General features: G+C 37.0%; 13 protein-coding genes and 1 tRNA gene. All 14 read left to right on the forward strand.

All coding sequences use genetic code 11. The features are described 5' to 3' along the window. Positions 1-105: 105 nt before the first annotated feature. The 14 genes from tuf (at position 106) to fusA (ending at position 15,826) form a co-directional block, all read left to right on the forward strand. Positions 106-1,308 carry an elongation factor Tu gene (tuf, locus tag LWW95_10345; GenBank protein MDL1957424.1) on the forward strand — a complete coding sequence of 401 codons (1,203 nt, stop codon included), beginning with the start codon at positions 106-108 and terminating at the stop codon, positions 1,306-1,308. Positions 1,309-1,316: 8 nt separating this feature from the next. After that, positions 1,317-1,469, forward strand: coding sequence for a 50S ribosomal protein L33 (rpmG, locus tag LWW95_10350; GenBank protein ID MDL1957425.1), 153 nt, complete (start codon positions 1,317-1,319; stop codon positions 1,467-1,469). Between the two features lie 12 nt (positions 1,470-1,481). Next, positions 1,482-1,558 (forward strand) — tRNA-Trp (locus LWW95_10355). A 15-nt stretch (positions 1,559-1,573) separates the two neighbouring features. Next, the gene (gene secE / locus LWW95_10360) at positions 1,574-1,828 is read left to right on the forward strand and encodes a preprotein translocase subunit SecE (protein MDL1957426.1); all 255 of its coding nucleotides are present in this window, start codon (positions 1,574-1,576) and stop codon (positions 1,826-1,828) included. Between the two features lie 2 nt (positions 1,829-1,830). Then, positions 1,831-2,385 carry a transcription termination/antitermination protein NusG gene (gene nusG / locus LWW95_10365; protein ID MDL1957427.1) on the forward strand — a complete coding sequence of 185 codons (555 nt, stop codon included), beginning with the start codon at positions 1,831-1,833 and terminating at the stop codon, positions 2,383-2,385. 14 nt (positions 2,386-2,399) lie between these two features. Further along, positions 2,400-2,825 carry a 50S ribosomal protein L11 gene (gene rplK / locus LWW95_10370; protein MDL1957428.1) on the forward strand — a complete coding sequence of 142 codons (426 nt, stop codon included), beginning with the start codon at positions 2,400-2,402 and terminating at the stop codon, positions 2,823-2,825. A 12-nt stretch (positions 2,826-2,837) separates the two neighbouring features. Continuing rightward, entirely contained in the window at positions 2,838-3,542 is a 705-nt protein-coding gene (rplA, locus tag LWW95_10375; protein MDL1957429.1) for a 50S ribosomal protein L1, read from the forward strand. A gap of 17 nt (positions 3,543-3,559) precedes the next feature. After that, on the forward strand, positions 3,560-4,096 hold the full coding sequence (gene rplJ, locus LWW95_10380; protein ID MDL1957430.1) for a 50S ribosomal protein L10: 537 nt from the start codon (positions 3,560-3,562) through the stop codon (positions 4,094-4,096). A 5-nt stretch (positions 4,097-4,101) separates the two neighbouring features. Further along, entirely contained in the window at positions 4,102-4,500 is a 399-nt protein-coding gene (gene rplL, locus LWW95_10385; GenBank protein MDL1957431.1) for a 50S ribosomal protein L7/L12, read from the forward strand. A 72-nt stretch (positions 4,501-4,572) separates the two neighbouring features. Continuing rightward, positions 4,573-8,688: a DNA-directed RNA polymerase subunit beta gene (rpoB, locus tag LWW95_10390; GenBank protein ID MDL1957432.1), complete on the forward strand. Its 4,116-nt coding sequence runs from the start codon at positions 4,573-4,575 to the stop codon at positions 8,686-8,688. Beyond that, positions 8,685-12,821, forward strand: a complete 4,137-nt coding sequence (gene rpoC / locus LWW95_10395) for a DNA-directed RNA polymerase subunit beta' (GenBank protein MDL1957433.1) — start codon at positions 8,685-8,687, stop codon at positions 12,819-12,821. The genes rpoB and rpoC overlap by 4 nt, the downstream gene beginning before the upstream one ends. Before the next feature lie 73 nt (positions 12,822-12,894). After that, positions 12,895-13,266 carry a 30S ribosomal protein S12 gene (gene rpsL, locus LWW95_10400; protein ID MDL1957434.1) on the forward strand — a complete coding sequence of 124 codons (372 nt, stop codon included), beginning with the start codon at positions 12,895-12,897 and terminating at the stop codon, positions 13,264-13,266. A gap of 12 nt (positions 13,267-13,278) precedes the next feature. After that, positions 13,279-13,749, forward strand: a complete 471-nt coding sequence (gene rpsG, locus LWW95_10405) for a 30S ribosomal protein S7 (protein ID MDL1957435.1) — start codon at positions 13,279-13,281, stop codon at positions 13,747-13,749. A 1-nt stretch (position 13,750) separates the two neighbouring features. After that, on the forward strand, positions 13,751-15,826 hold the full coding sequence (gene fusA / locus LWW95_10410; GenBank protein ID MDL1957436.1) for an elongation factor G: 2,076 nt from the start codon (positions 13,751-13,753) through the stop codon (positions 15,824-15,826). Positions 15,827-15,901 lie beyond the last annotated feature (75 nt).

The raw sequence follows: 15,901 nt of genomic DNA on the forward strand, positions 1-15,901 counted from the left end.
CTCAGACGGTCAGAGCGCGTCCTTGGTAAGGACGAGGTCACCGGTTCAAATCCGGTCGTGGGCTCCAAAGGTCCAACGAAACTTGGAACGAAGGGGGAGAGAGCAATGGGCAAGGAGAGGTTCGAGAGGACGAAGCCGCATGTGAATGTAGGGACGATAGGGCATGTAGACCACGGCAAGAGTACGCTCACGAGTGCTATAACTAAGGTATTAAGTTTTAGGGGATTGGCGAGGTTTGTTCCTTTTGAGGAGATAGACAAGGCACCTGAGGAGAAGGCTCGAGGGATAACGATACAGTTGGCTCACATAGAGTATGAGACGGAGAAGAGGCATTATGCACATGTGGATTGTCCTGGTCATGCGGACTACATCAAGAACATGATAACGGGGGCAGCCCAGATGGATGGGGCGATATTGGTGGTGAGTGCGGCGGATGGTCCTATGCCTCAGACGAGGGAGCATGTATTGTTGGCGCGTCAGGTGAATGTTCCTTATATAGTAGTATACATGAACAAGGTGGACATGGTAGAGGATGAGGAGTTGTTGGAGTTGGTGGAGTTGGAGGTAAGGGAGTTGTTGAGCGAGTATGAGTTTCCGGGTGATGAGGTTCCGGTTATAAGGGGTAGTGCGTTGAGGGCTTTGGAGAGCGAGAGTGATGATCCTGATGCGGAGGAGTATAGGAGCATATGGGAGTTGTTGGGTGCTTTGGACGAGTATATACCTGAGCCAGTGAGGGATGTAGAGAAGCCTTTTTTGATGCCGATAGAGGACATATTTAGCATAACGGGTAGGGGTACGGTGGTGACTGGTAGGATAGAGAGGGGAAGGATAAAGGTGGGTGATGAGGTGGAGTTGGTAGGGTTGGGAGCGCATAGGAGGACGGTTGTGACGGGTGTAGAGATGTTCAGGAAGGTATTGGACGAGGGGGTAGCGGGAGACAATGTTGGGTTGTTGTTGAGGGGGGTAGAGAAGGATGAGGTGGAAAGGGGTATGGTGGTGTCTGCGCCGGGTAGTATAACTCCGCATGTGGAGTTTGAGGGGGAGGTATATGTGTTGACGAAGGAGGAGGGGGGTAGGCATACGCCGTTTTTCGTGGGGTATCGTCCGCAGTTTTACTTTAGGACGACGGATGTGACGGGAGAGGTTGTTGGGTTGCCAGAGGGTGTAGAGATGGTGATGCCAGGGGATAATGTTAGGTTGCGAGTGAGGTTGATAGAGGATGTAGCTTTGGAGGAGGGTTTGAGGTTTGCGATAAGGGAGGGTGGTAAGACTGTAGGTGCTGGTGTCGTTACTAAGATAATAGAGTAGGAGACGACGTGCCCCGGGAGCTTGTGATATTGGCCTGCACGGAGTGCAAGCGAAGGAATTATACGACCACCAAGAACCGAAGGTTACATTCGGGACGTATAGAGCAAAAGAAGTACTGTCGTTTCTGTAGGAAGCACACCCTACATAGGGAAACCCGTTAGTGAGCTTAAGACAGGCCAGTAGCTCTAACGGCTAGAGCACCGGACTCCAAATCCGGGGGTTGGGGGTTCGAATCCCTCCTGGCCTGCCATTTTATTGTCTTATTATGAGGAAAAAAGAGACAAAAAAATTTTCTGCACAAGTAATAAAGGAAGTAAAAGGGTCTGGTTTAAATTGGTTTGAAAAAATTAAACAATTTTTACGTGAAGTAAAAGTAGAAACAAAAAAAGTAACCTGGCCTAGCAGACGTGAGATTATAAGCTCAACAATAGTAGTTATTGCTTTTATTATTATGGTAGCTGCTTATTTTGGTATTATTGATGTGATTTATACGGCTATTATTGGAAAATTTTTAGGTTAAAGATGGCTTTTAAGTGGTATATTGTTCATACATATTCAGGTTTTGAAGAAAAAGTAAAAATATGGCTAGAGGAACGTGTTAGAAATGAAAAGGATGAAAGAGTAAAAAGGTGTTTTAAAGAAGTATTGGTGCCTACAGAGAAGGTGATTGAATTAGTAAAAGGGGAAAAAGTAACTTCTTCAAGAAAATTTTATCCTGGTTATATACTTGTATGTTTGGATTTTGACCAGGATGAAGAAGTAAGGAGTCTTCTTTGGCATTTAGTGAGAAGAACACCTAAAGTGACAGGATTTGTTGGGGGTAAAAATCCTATACCTGTGCCAGAAGAAGAGGTAGAAAGAATAAAAGCACAAATTGAAGAAAGGGCTAAAAAACCTAAACCAAAATTTACTTTAGAAAAAGGAGATCAAGTAAGGATTGTAGATGGGCCTTTTACAAATTTTACTGGGCGTATAGATGAAGTATTTCCAGACCGAGGAAAAGTAAGAGTACTTATTAGTATTTTTGGTCGAGAAACACCAGTAGAACTTGATGCCATCCAATTGGCAAAAATATAACTAAGAGGTTAGTTATGGCTAAGAAAGTTATTGCTACTATACGTTTGCAAATTCCAGGAGGGCAAGCAACACCATCTCCTCCTGTTGGCCCAGCATTAGGACAACATGGTGTAAATATTATGGAATTTTGCAAAGCATTTAATGCTCGAACAAAGGATCAAGAAGGAGTGATTATTCCTGTAGTAATTACAGTTTATGCTGATCGCTCATTTACATTTATCACAAAAACACCACCAGCTTCGGTACTTTTAAAACAAGCAGCTCAAATTGTAAAAGGGGCTCATGCTACTAAAAGAGAGGTGGTTGGTAAAATCACACGAAAACAGCTTGAAGAAATTGCAAAGAAAAAATGGCCAGATCTTACTGCTGCTACATTTGAAGCTGCAGTAAAAACAATTGAGGGAACAGCAAAAAGTATGGGAATTGAAATTGTGGATTAAGGAGAATTTCTTATGGCAAAGCATGGCAAAAGATATATAGAGGCGAAAAAAAAGATAGAGTCAGGAAAAGCTTATCATATTGAAGATGCCATAAAACTTGCTTTAGAAACTGCCACAGCTAAGTTTGATGAAACAGTAGAAGTAGCTATTAATTTGGGAGTAGATCCAAGGCATGCTGATCAGATGGTGAGGGGAGCAGTAGTATTACCTCATGGAACAGGTAAAAAAGTAAAAGTATTAGTATTTGCACAAGGTGAAAAAGAAAAAGAAGCACAGGAAGCTGGAGCTGATTATGTAGGAGGTGAAGAGTTAATTAAGAAGATAGAAGAAGGATGGTTAGATTTTGATAAGGCAGTATCTACACCTGATATGATGAGTAAAGTAAGTAAAATAGGAAAAATCCTTGGTCCAAGAGGTCTTATGCCTAGTTCTAAAACTGGTACAGTAACATTTGATGTAGCTAAGGCTATAAAGGAATTAAAGGGTGGGAAAATTGATTTTAAGGTAGATAAAGGTGGAGTAATTCATGCCCCTATTGGCAAGGTATCCTTTGGTGAACAAAAATTATTAGAAAATTTTAAGACTTTATATGAAGCAATTTTAAGACTTAAACCGGCTAGTGCTAAAGGCACATATATTAAAGGAGTAACAATTTCAACTACTATGGGGCCAGGTGTTAAAGTAGATACAAGCTCACTAAGAGATCTTGTAAGTTAAATTTAAGGAGGAATAAATTGCTAAGTCGGGCAGAAAAAGAAATATTGGTGCAAGAACTTAATCAAAAGTTAAAAAAGGCTAAAGCTGTAGTGCTTACTGATTTTAAAGGTCTTAAAGTAGAAGAGATAAATGAATTGAGAAAGAAATTTCGAGAAGCTGAAGTGGAATATCGAGTTGTAAAGAATACTTTAATTCGTTTAGCAGCTCAAGATACACCTCTTGAGGAAATTAAAGAAAAGATTGTTGGTCCAAATGCTTTAGCAATTTCTTATACTGACCCAGTAGTTTTAGCCAAACTTTTAGTAGAGTTTAAAAAGAAATTTAATCTTTTTGATTTAAAAAGTGGTTTTTTAGAAGGAAAAATTATAATGCCCGAAGATATAGAAGCTTTAGCAAAATTGCCAAGCAGAGAAGTATTATTGGCACAACTTCTCAGCATACTTGGGACAGCGCCAAGGCAGTTTGTAAATATACTTTATGGAATTATTGCCAAATTCCTATATGTTTTAGAGGCAATTAAGCAAGAAAAAGAAAAACAAAATAAGGAGGTTTAAAGACAATGGAGAAACAGATTACAAAAGAGGATGTTATTGAGTTTATCTCAAACATGACTGTATTGGAATTGTCCCAGTTGATTAAGGAACTTGAAGAAAAATTTGGTGTCCAGGCAGCAGCACCAGTGGCAGCAGTTGCTGCTGCTCCAGCTCCAGGAGCAGCTGCACCTGAAGCTGAAGCAGCACCGGCAAAAACAGAATTTGATGTCATCTTGACAAGTGCAGGAGATAAGAAAATTCAAGTAATTAAAGTTGTAAGAGCTATTACTGGTTTAGGTTTAAAGGAAGCTAAAGAATTAGTAGATAATGTACCTAAACCAGTGAAAGAAGGTATTTCTAAAGAAGAAGCAGAAGATATTAAGAAAAAACTTGAAGAAGCAGGAGCAAGTGTTGAAATAAAATAATGCAAAATTAAAATTCATTTGCTATGTTCTTGGGAATTATCTTTTTAAACCCTTAATAAAGAGGGAGAAAAAATGAATAGTTTAGTACCACAAACAAGATTAAGAAGACGTTTTGGCCGTATAAAACAAATTTTAGATATTCCTTATCTTTTAGAACTTCAAAAGAAATCTTACGCTCAGTTTCTCCAAAAAGATGTGCCACCTGAAAAGCGGAAAGATGTAGGCATGCAAGCAGTTTTTAAAGAAATCTTTCCTATTACGGATTATGCTGGGCGAGTAGCATTAGAGTTTATAAAGTATGAAATTGGTGAGCCACGTTATGATGAAGATGAATGTGCTAGACAAGGAATGACATATGAAGCACCTGTTAGATTAACAGTAAGGCTTGTTGTTTATGATATTGACAAGGAGACAGGACAAAAAAGTATAAGGGATATTAAAGAGCAAGAAGTTTATTTTGGTACTGTTCCTTTAATGACTTCACGCGGTACATTTATCATAAATGGCACAGAAAGGGTTGTTGTCAGTCAACTTCACCGTTCCCCTGGTATCTTTTTTGAACTAGATAAGGCTATGCGCCATGTTCGAGGAAAATTACTTTATACAGCCCGTATTATACCATTGCGTGGCTCTTGGCTTGATTTTGAATTTGATAATCGGGCTCGTTTATATGTACGTATAGATAGGAGACGCAAGTTTCCAGTAACTCTTTTCTTAAAGGCATTAGGCTATACTGGAGAAGAAATACTTAATTCTTATTATCCAAGCCAAAAAATAAGATATCGGGATGGATTTTTCTATATTGAGCTTGTCCCTGATTTTCTTTTAGGTTCAAGATTAACTGAAAATCTTGTTCACCCTGAAACAGGTGAAGTACTTATTCCAGCTCATACTCGCATTACAAGAATACACCTAAAACAGCTTGAAAATTTAAATATTAAAGATATTCCTCTTACTGAAGAAGAATTAAAAACAAAAATTCTTGCTAAAGATTTAAGAGATCCAGCAACAGGAGAAATAATTGCTCATCATAACGAAATGTTAACAGATGAAATAATTCAAAAAATTAAAGAAAAAGAAATTAAAGAATTTGAAGTACTTTTTATTGATGAATATCGTTATGACAGTTCTCTAAGAGATACCCTTCTTGAAGATAAAGTTCAAACAGAAGAAGATGCCCTTTTTGAAATCTACCGTAAGATGCGTCCAACTAGTCCACCAACTGTAGAAATTGCTAGAGAATTTATCCGTAATCTTTTCTTTAATCCAGAATATTATGACCTTTCTCGTGTGGGTCGTTTTAAATTAAACCTCAGATTGGGCTTAGATGTTCCTCTTACTCAGTGTACATTACGTCGAGAGGATATTTTAGAAGCAGTTAAAAAACTTTTAGAGTTAAAAGCAACACAAGGACCACCTGATGATATTGACCATTTGGGCAACCGTCGTGTACGTGCAGTAGGCGAACTTGTAGAAAACCAATTTAGAATTGGTCTTGTACGAATGGAAAGAGCCATTAAAGAACGCATGGCTTTACAAGATATAGATACGCTTATGCCTTACGATTTAGTTAATTCTAAACCAGTAACAACAGCATTAAAAGAATTTTTTGGCACAAGTCAATTATCACAATTTATGGACCAAACAAATCCTCTTTCTGAAATAACACATAAACGCCGTTTAAGTGCTTTAGGACCAGGTGGATTAAGTCGTGAAAGAGCAGGTTTTGAAGTAAGAGATGTTCATCCATCTCATTATGGACGTATTTGTCCAATCGAAACACCAGAAGGCCCTAATATTGGTCTTATTGTCTCTCTTGGTACTTATGCACGTGTAAATGAATTTGGTTTTATTGAAACACCTTATAGAGTTGTGAAAAATGGGCGTGTAACTGATGAAATCAAATATTTAACAGCATTAGAAGAAGGTAATAATCCTATTGCTCAAGCAAATGCCCCTATTGATAAGGATGGAAGATTTATTAATGAAATTGTTTCTGCTCGAATAAGAGGCGAATTTGTAATGGTTAAAAGGGATGAAGTAAAGTATATGGATGTTTCCCCTAATCAGTTAGTAAGTGTATCTTCTTCTCTTATTCCATTTTTAGAACATGATGATGCAAACAGAGCTCTTATGGGTTCTAATATGCAAAGGCAAGCTGTGCCTCTCTTAAGGACAGAAGCACCTTTTGTTGGGACAGGTATGGAAAAAATAGTAGCAAGAGATTGTGGTGTGTGTATTTTAGCAGAAGCTGATGGTATTGTAGAAGAAGTAGATGCATCACATATTGTTATCCGTTATATGGATGAAAATAGGCCATTGCATGAATTAGTTAAAGTATACGAATTAAATAAGTTTAAACGTAGCAATCAAAATACCTGTTTTAATCAAAGACCATTAGTAAAGCCAGGACAACGTATCCGTAAAGGGCAAGTAATTGCTGATGGTGCAGCTACTGATAGAGGTGAGTTAGCTTTAGGTAGAAATGTGCTTGTAGCATTTATGCCATGGGCAGGTTATAATTTTGAAGATGCTATTGTTATTAGTGAAAGATTAGTACGAGATGATGTTTATACTTCCATTCATATTGAAGAGTTTGAAGTAGTAGCACGTGAAACGAAACTTGGTCCAGAAGAAATTACAAGAGATATACCAAATGTAGGAGAAGAAGCATTAAAAAATTTAGATGAAAGTGGAGTTATCCGCATTGGTGCTGAAGTAAAACCAGGTGATATTTTAGTAGGGAAAATTACCCCAAAGGGGGAAACACAGTATTCTCCTGAAGAAAAATTATTAAGGGCTATCTTTGGTGAAAAGGCAAGTGATGTAAAAGACTCTTCTCTTAGGGTGCCACCAGGAATAGAGGGCATTGTTATTGATGCTCAAGTATTTTCTCGCAAAGGTGAGAAGGAGAAGGATCCAAGAAGGATTTGGATTGAAGAGCAAGAGATTAAAAAGCTTACTAGGGATCGTGATGCAGAGATTAGAATACTTAAGAAAGTAGTAGATGAAGAATTGGGTAAATTACTTTTAGGGAAAAAAGTAGTACATGATTTTAAAGATGCTAGTGGTGAAATAATTTTAGAAAAAGGAGAAGAAATTACACCAGAAATTTTAAAATTGCCTTTGCGTAAATTAAAAGAACTTAGATTAGAAGACGAGGAGATAGAGAGGAAAGTAAATAATTTGATAGATAATTTCTTTGAAGAAGTAGATAAGATTAGAAGTAAATATGAAAAAAGAATTGATAAAATAAAGCAAGGTGATGAATTGCCACCTGGTGTTATTAAGATGGTGAAAGTATATGTGGCAATGAAGAGAAAAATCTCTGTTGGTGATAAGATGGCTGGTAGACATGGAAATAAAGGGGTGGTTTCAAAAATTGTGCCTTTAGAAGATATGCCTTATCTTGCAGATGGAACACCTGTAGATATTGTGTTAAATCCTTTAGGTGTACCTTCTAGAATGAATGTTGGTCAGATTTTAGAAACCCATTTGGGTTGGGCTTGTAAAGAATTAGGAAGAAAATTAAGAGAATTGATAGAAACAATCCAAAAACCTGAAGTTATTCGTGCTTGGCTTAAAGAGCTTTATCCACCAGAACAATATGAAGAATATTTTGCTCATTTGGATGATGAGGAGTTAATAGAGAAATTAAAATCATTCGGAGATGGTATTCCAGTAGCTTCACCTGTATTTGATGGTGCAAAGGAGGATGAAATCAAAGAATGGCTTAGGAAAGCAGGATTGCCAGAAACTGGACGGACAATACTTTATGATGGACGCACTGGTGAACCATTTGATCAAGAAATAACTGTTGGTATTATTTATATGATGAAGTTACATCACCTTGTAGATGACAAAATTCATGCTCGTTCTATTGGTCCATATTCCCTTATCACACAGCAACCTTTAGGAGGAAAGGCACAATTTGGTGGACAGAGGTTGGGTGAGATGGAAGTATGGGCACTTGAAGCTTATGGTGCTGCTTATACTTTACAGGAAATGCTTACAGTGAAATCAGATGATGTAGCTGGACGTACACGCATGTATGAAAAAATTGTTAAAGGTGATAATACATTAGAAGTGGGCCTGCCTGAATCATTTAATGTATTGGTAAAAGAATTGCAGGCCCTTTGTTTAAATGTAGAATTATTAACTTCAAATAAGGGGGCGAAGGTAAAATGACATTAGAAGACCTTTATAATCTTTTTTCAAAACCAATGGACCCTGCTGATATCAAAGGGATAAGAATTTCTCTAGCCTCTCCAGAAAAGATCAGAGAATGGTCTCATGGAGAGGTAAAAAAGCCAGAAACAATCAATTATAGAACTTTTAAACCTGAAAAAGATGGGCTCTTTTGTGCTCGGATATTTGGTCCAGTAAAGGACTATGAATGTCTTTGTGGTAAATATCGGCGGATGAAACACAGAGGAATTGTATGTGAAAGGTGTGGAGTGGAGGTAATTTCTTCTAAAGTAAGGCGAGAACGCATGGGACATATTGAGCTTGCTTCTCCTGTAGCTCATATTTGGTTTGTAAAAAGTGTACCTAGCAAAATAGGAAACCTGCTTGATTTAACTGTTAGAGATTTAGAAAGAGTAATCTATTTTGAATCCTTTATTGTCATTGACCCTAAAGACACACCGCTTAAAAAATGCCAAATTTTATCAGAAGAGCAATATCAGGAAGCTAGAGCAAAATATGGCAATAATTTTAAAGCAGGTATGGGGGCAGAGGCGATTAGGGAATTGCTACGTGAATTGGATCTGCATAAATTAGCTGAAGAAATAAAACAACAGCTTAAAAATACTGCTTCTGAAGCTACAAGAAAAAAGCTTGCCAAACGATTACGCATTGTTAATGCTTTTATTGAATCTGGCAATAAACCAGAATGGATGATTTTAGAGGTTATTCCAGTATTACCACCTGATCTGCGTCCTCTTGTACCATTAGATGGAGGTCGTTTTGCAACCTCAGACTTAAATGATCTTTATCGTAGAGTAATTAACAGAAATAATCGTTTAAAGAGATTGATAGAATTGGAAGCTCCAGAAATTATCATTCGCAATGAAAAACGGATGTTACAAGAAGCAGTAGATGTACTTTTTGAAAACGGCAGACGCGGTAGAACAGTTACAGGCAGTAATGGTCGCCCACTCAAATCTTTAAGCGATATGCTCAAAGGTAAACAGGGACGTTTTCGCCAAAATCTTTTAGGAAAAAGAGTAGATTATTCAGGACGTTCAGTCATTGTTATTGGACCTGAACTTCGTTTACATCAATGTGGTTTACCCAAAAAGATGGCTTTAGAACTTTTTAAACCTTTTATTTATCATCATTTGGAGAAAAAGGGATTTGCTACAACTATAAAGAGTGCTAAAAGAATGGTAGAAAAAGAAACACCCGAAGTTTGGGATGCTTTAGAAGAAGTAGTAAGAGAACATCCTGTATTACTTAATAGAGCACCAACCCTTCATCGTTTAAGTATTCAAGCATTTGAACCTGTCTTAATTGAAGGAAAAGCTATTCAGCTTCATCCTTTAGTATGTCCTCCTTATAATGCTGACTTTGATGGAGACCAAATGGCTGTACATGTTCCTCTTTCCCTTGAAGCCCAAACAGAAGCGCGTGTTTTGATGATGTCTACAAATAATATACTTTCACCAGCCCACGGTGGGCCAATTATATTGCCAACTCAGGATATTGTTTTGGGTCTTTATTATCTGACAAAAGAAAAACCATTTGTTAAAGGAGAAGGAATGATATTTTCCTCACCTGAAGAAGTGAGGATGGCTTATGATGCTAAGGAAGTAGCTTTGCATGCTAAGATAAAGGTACGTATAAATGGAAAATTGGTGGAGACAACAGTAGGAAGAATATTACTGAAAGAAATTTTACCAGAACAAATCCCATTTGAGCTTATCAATAAACCTATTCGTAAGAAAGATATAGCTAACTTAATAAGTGAATGTTATCGGCGCACTGGTCTTAAATCTACAGTTATTGTCTGTGACAAATTGAAGGATCTTGGTTTTGCTATGGCTACACAATCTGGTCTTTCTATTGCTATTGACCATTTAGTAATTCCAAAACGGAAAAAAGAGATATTAGAAAATGCTTATAAAGAAGTTCAGGAAATAGAAGAACAATATCGTAAGGGACTGATTACTGATGGTGAACGATATAACAAGATCATTGATATCTGGACAAAAGTTACTGATGATGTAGCAGCAGAAATGATGAAAGAACTTTCTGTAGAAATAGTAGAGAATGAAAAAGGAGAAAAGAAAGAAGTACTTTCATTTAACCCCATTTTTATGATGGCGGATTCAGGAGCCAGAGGTAGTAAAGATCAAATTAGACAATTAGCTGGTATGCGTGGATTAATGGCTAAACCTTCAGGCGAAATTATTGAAACACCTATTACTGCTAACTTTAGAGAGGGTCTTACAGTACTTCAATACTTTATCTCCACACATGGGGCTAGAAAAGGTTTAGCAGATACTGCTTTAAAAACAGCTAATGCCGGTTATCTTACTCGTAGACTTATAGATGTTGCCCATGAATGCGTAGTAAGAGAAGAAGATTGCGGTACTATTGATGGCATTGAGATAGAACCCCTAATAGAGTCTGGTGAGATTATTCAAACAGTAGGTCAGCGTGTGCTTGGTAGAGTAGCCCTAGAAGACATTGTTGACCCTTATACTGGTGAGGTAATTGTTAAAGCTAATGAAGAAATTGATGAAGAAGCAGCTAGAAAGATAGATGAAGCAGGTTTAGATAAAGTAAAAATTCGTTCTGTACTTACTTGCCAAACTAAATGGGGTGTATGTGCTAAATGTTATGGACGTGATTTAGCTACTGGAAAACTTGTAAATATTGGTGAGGCTGTTGGTATTATTGCTGCTCAATCTATCGGTGAACCTGGCACACAGCTTACTATGCGCACTTTCCATATTGGTGGAACAGCAAGAAAAACAGTAGAACAAAGCACTTTAGAAACAAAATATGGTGGACAAGTAAAATTTATCAATTTAAATGTGGTTGAAACTAAAGAAGGTGATTTAGTGGTAATGAACCGACATGGTGAACTTGCTATTATGGAAGGTGATCGTGAAAGAGAACGTTATCCAGTTATTTATGGAGCTAGATTAAAAGTAAAAGAGGGAGAGAAAGTAAATCCTGGCCAATTATTAGCAGAATGGGACCCTTATGCCTCACCTATTTTAACAGAATTAACTGGAAGGGTTAAATTTGAAGATATTATTGAAGGTATAACTATTAAAGAAAGTGTAGACCCTGTGACAAGCCGTATTAGTAAAGTAGTAATGGAATATAGAGGTACTCCTCACCGTCCTCGTATTTCCATTGTAGATGAAAATGGCAATATAATGAAGACTAAGACAGGTAGTGATGCAACTTATTATTTGCCTGTAAGAGCATTGATTGTAGTAGAGGATGGAGAAAAAGTTTATGCAGGAGACATATTAGCAAAAATCCTTAGAGAAACTACAAAAACTAAAGATATTACTGGTGGTTTACCAAGAGTAGCTGATCTGTTTGAAGTAAGAAGACCAAAAGAGCATGCAGTCATTACTGAAATTGATGGTTATGTTTCCTTTGGTAAAGAAGAAAGAGGTAAAAGAAAAATCATTGTTACTCCAGAAGTAGGTGAAGCAAGAGTTTATTTTGTTTCTCCAGATGTACATATTACTGTTCATGAAGGAGATTATGTCCGTGCTGGTGAACCTCTTACTGAAGGACCAATTAATCCTCATGACTTATTAAGAGTAAGAGGATTAAAAGAAACAGCAAAATATCTCCTAAATGAAATCCAAGAAGTCTATCGACTCCAAGGTGTAAAAATTCATGATAAACATATTGAAATTATTATAAGACAGATGATGAAAAAAGTAAAAATTGTGGATGCAGGTGATACTGACTTTGTTGTAGGTGAATTAGTAGAAAAGAATGTTTTTGAAGAAGAAAACCAAAAAATAATAGCAAAAGGTTTAAAACCTGCTCAAGCTGAACCAGTATTAGTAGGTATTACTAAGGCTTCTTTGGGAACAGAAAGCTTTATTTCTGCTGCTTCCTTCCAAGAAACTACTAGAGTTCTAACTGATGCAGCTGTAGCTGGAAAAGTAGATTATTTAAGAGGATTAAAAGAAAATGTTATTATTGGACGTCTTATCCCTGCTGGTACAGGATTAGAAACATATCGTTCAGTAGAAATTACTACAACAGAACCTGAAGAAATAGAAGAAAAGATTGAAAGAGTGGAAGAAGCAGAAGTAGCAGAAAGGGCAGCTTCATAAGAGGACTTGACAAAAATAAGAAAACTTGTAATAAAACAAGCTTTGTCTTGTCTAGAAATGGAGGTTATTTAAGATGCCAACAATTAATCAATTAGTTCGATATGGAAGAGAAAAAGTTAAAAAGAAAAGCTCTGCTCCAGCCCTTGGTAGCTGTCCACAGAAGCGTGGTGTATGTATACGTGTTTATACCACTACACCTAAAAAACCAAACTCTGCTTTAAGAAAAGTATGTCGTGTTCGTTTAACAAATGGTATGGAAGTTACTGCTTATATTCCTGGTATTGGCCATAACTTACAAGAACATTCAGTAGTATTAATCCGTGGTGGGCGTATTAAAGACTTACCTGGAGTTCGTTATCAAGTAATTCGTGGTGCATTAGATGCAGCAGGTGTTCAAGATAGACGAAAGAGTCGTTCACGTTATGGGGCTAAAAAACCAAAATAATGAGGTTTAAAGATGCCAAGAAAAGGGCCTGTACCAAGACGAGAAATATTGCCTGATCCAAAATATGGAAGTGTGCTTGTTGCAAAGTTTATCAATTGTATGATGCGTGATGGCAAAAAAAGTGTTGCAGAATCCATTTTTTATGATGCAATGGAAATTATCGCTGAAAAGACAGGAAAAAACCCATTAGAAGTTTTTGAAAAGGCAGTGGAAAATGTTAAGCCTATATTAGAAGTAAAATCTCGTCGAGTAGGTGGAGCTACTTATCAAGTACCTGTAGAAGTAAGACCAGAAAGACAAGTTAGTTTAGCTATAAAATGGATTATTCAAAGTGCTAGAGCAAGGAGTGAAAGGGGAATGGTAAAAAAACTTGCAAATGAATTATTGGATGCTTATAACAACCGTGGTAGTGCTATAAAAAAGAAAGAAGATACCCATCGTATGGCAGAAGCAAACCGGGCATTTGCTCATTATAGGTGGTAAAGTGGGAAGGATTGTTCCAATTGAGAAAGTTAGAAATATAGGGTTTATGGCACACATAGATGCAGGTAAAACAACAACAACAGAAAGAGTACTATATTATACAGGAATTTCGCATAGATTAGGTGAAGTCCATGAAGGAACAGCTATCATGGACTTTATGGAACAAGAAAGAGAACGTGGTATTACTATTACTTCAGCTGCTACTACTTGTTTTTGGAAAGGTCATCGTATCAACATCATAGATACACCTGGTCATGTAGACTTTACTGTTGAAGTAGAAAGATCATTACGTGTATTGGATGGTGCCATTATTATTTTTTGTGCTGTAGGTGGAGTAGAACCTCAGTCAGAAACAGTTTGGCGACAGGCTGATAAATATAAAGTACCTAGACTTGCCTTTATTAATAAAATGGATAGAATTGGCGCTGATTTTGAAGGATGTATAAAGATGATAGCAGATAGGCTGCAGGCTAATCCTATTCCTATTCAAATACCTTTAGGAAGAGAGGAAAAGTTTAGGGGAGTAATTGACTTAATCAAGATGAAGGCAATTGTGTTTGATGAAGAAACTCGCGGAGCAAAATATGAATATATATCTATTCCTGAAGAATTTTTATCTGAAGCGGAACAATATCGAGAAAAAATGCTTGAAGTACTTGCTGAATTGGATGATGAACTTATGGAAAAATATTTGGAAGGGAAAAAAATCCCTGAAGCAGATATACAAAGAGTTTTACGTTGTAATACTATTGGATTAAAGATAATTCCTGTATTATGTGGATCCGCTTTTAAAAACAAGGGAATACAACCACTTTTAGATGCCATTGTTGATTATTTACCCTCTCCTATAGATATTCCACCAATAAAAGGTAAAAATTTAAAAGGTGAGGAAGAGGAAAGAATAGCTTCTGATAATGCACCGCTTTCTGCCTTAGCTTTTAAATTGATGACTGACCCTTATGTTGGTCATTTAACTTTTTTAAGGATTTATTCTGGTCATTTAAAAACAGGTGATACAGTATTTAATGCAACTAAAGGTGTTAAAGAAAAAATTGGTCGTTTATTAAAAATGCATGCAAACAAACGTGAAGAGATATCTGAAGCCTATGCTGGGGATATTGTAGCTGCTGTTGGCTTAAAACACACTACTACTGGAGATACACTTTGTGATGAAAGAGCACCAATTTTACTTGAATCTATTGAAGTACCAGAACCTGTAATCTCTGTAGCAATTGAGCCAAAAACAAAAGATGATCAAGATAAATTAAGCACAGCTCTTCATAAAATTAGTATAGAAGATCCCTCATTTCAAGTAAAATATGAAGAAGAAACAGGTGAAACCATTATTTCAGGTATGGGTGAGTTACATTTAGAGATTATTGTTGACCGTCTTCGACGTGAATTTAAGGTTAATGTAAATGTAGGACGTCCACAAGTAGCTTACAGAGAAACAATTACTAAGCCAGTCAAAGTAGAAGGACGTTTTATCAAACAGACAGGAGGACGCGGTCAATATGGACATGTATGGTTAGAATTAGAACCTTTGTCTCCTGGTAAAGGTTTTGAATTTGTGAATGCTATAACAGGTGGTGTTATTCCTAAAGAGTATATTCCAGCAGTAGAACGAGGAGTAAAAGAAGCTATGGAAAGAGGTGTCATTGCTGGTTATCCTGTAACAGATATACGTGTAAAATTAATAGATGGCTCTTATCATGAAGTAGATTCTTCTGATATGGCATTTGCCATTGCTGCTTCAATGGCTTTTAAAGAAGGTGTAAAAAAAGGAGGGCCAGTATTACTTGAACCTATTATGTTTTTAGAAGTAATTGTACCAGAAGCTTATGTTGGTGATGTAATGGGTGATATTACAGCTAGAAGAGGAAAAATAATTGGTATAGAGACTAGAAAAAATATTCAAGTAATAAGGGCACATGTCCCCTTGGCAGAAATGTTTGGATATGCTACAACACTGCGGTCAACTACTCAGGGCAGGGCTACTTATACAATGCAATTTTCACATTATGAGCCTGTGCCCGTTAAAATAGCTGAAAATGTACTTAAAGAAAAGAGAAAATAGGAGGAAACGGGATGGCGAAACAGAAGTTTGAAAGGAAAAAGCCACATGTGAATGTGGGTACAATTGGGCATATAG

This window comes from Candidatus Desulfofervidus auxilii (genome assembly GCA_030262725.1).
Lineage (GTDB): Bacteria > Desulfobacterota > Desulfofervidia > Desulfofervidales > Desulfofervidaceae > JAJSZS01.

Bases quoted from the DNA above. Each gene is read 5' to 3' on its own strand.
- rplK (MDL1957428.1), top strand. From the start codon at position 2,400: ATGGCTAAGAAAGTTATTGCTACTATACGTTTGCAAATTCCAGGAGGG.
- rpsG (MDL1957435.1), top strand. From the start codon at position 13,279: ATGCCAAGAAAAGGGCCTGTACCAAGACGAGAAATATTGCCTGATCCA.
- nusG (MDL1957427.1), top strand. From the start codon at position 1,831: ATGGCTTTTAAGTGGTATATTGTTCATACATATTCAGGTTTTGAAGAA.
- secE (MDL1957426.1), top strand. From the start codon at position 1,574: ATGAGGAAAAAAGAGACAAAAAAATTTTCTGCACAAGTAATAAAGGAA.
- tuf (MDL1957424.1), top strand. From the start codon at position 106: ATGGGCAAGGAGAGGTTCGAGAGGACGAAGCCGCATGTGAATGTAGGG.
- rpoB (MDL1957432.1), top strand. From the start codon at position 4,573: ATGAATAGTTTAGTACCACAAACAAGATTAAGAAGACGTTTTGGCCGT.
- rplA (MDL1957429.1), top strand. From the start codon at position 2,838: ATGGCAAAGCATGGCAAAAGATATATAGAGGCGAAAAAAAAGATAGAG.
- rpoC (MDL1957433.1), top strand. From the start codon at position 8,685: ATGACATTAGAAGACCTTTATAATCTTTTTTCAAAACCAATGGACCCT.
- rplL (MDL1957431.1), top strand. From the start codon at position 4,102: ATGGAGAAACAGATTACAAAAGAGGATGTTATTGAGTTTATCTCAAAC.
- rpsL (MDL1957434.1), top strand. From the start codon at position 12,895: ATGCCAACAATTAATCAATTAGTTCGATATGGAAGAGAAAAAGTTAAA.